Genomic DNA, 604 nt, shown 5'->3' with positions numbered 1-604 from the left:
AAGGTGTGTTCATGCACCGGGGCATAGTTCCAGACGTCGACGCCGACGTTGATGTGGGCATGACCGAGATGTGGGTGGCAGTGGTCCGACGAATGATCACGGTCGGGTGAACTTTTGCGCTTTTCCTGAGATTGCCGATCAAGGCCCGTCATAACTTGATCATGGCGCCGTCGTGGTGGGTGTCCGCTCCTTCCGGCAAGCATCGGTGGGAGCGGTCGACCGGGGCAGCTTCAGTACGTCCAGGTGGGGCTGGACGTCGATGTTCGAGGGGACAGCCGAGTGGAGAATTCTGTTCGTGGGGGGTTTGTAGGCCGGACGCGCGAGAGGGAAGCGCTTCGCATGGTGGTCGGAGCGCTCGCTCGCGGCCAAGGTGGATCAATGGTCATCGCCGGCCCTGCCGGTATCGGCAAGAGCGCCCTGTTGAGAGCGATCACAACAGAGGCGCACGCATACTTCGCGGATGAGCCGTATGCGGCGGTAGCCATGGTCGCCGCCACCGAGGCGGAACGGGACTGGCCCTATTCGGGACTCCACCTGGTGATGTCCGCCGCGGTCGGCGCCACGTCGGGAGAGGTGCGCGACAAGTACGAGCTGCGGGCGGCCG

General features: G+C 64.1%; 1 protein-coding gene. It reads left to right on the top strand.

The features are described 5' to 3' along the window. Nucleotides 1-339: 339 nt before the first annotated feature. The coding region (locus ELR45_RS16605) for an AAA family ATPase (protein ID WP_165367839.1) at nucleotides 340-604 on the top strand (265 nt) is incomplete at its 3' end.

The organism is Phytoactinopolyspora endophytica, from assembly GCF_004138495.1.
Classification (GTDB): domain Bacteria; phylum Actinomycetota; class Actinomycetes; order Jiangellales; family Jiangellaceae; genus Phytoactinopolyspora; species Phytoactinopolyspora endophytica.
This window is presented reverse-complemented; position numbering and strand designations above follow the sequence as displayed.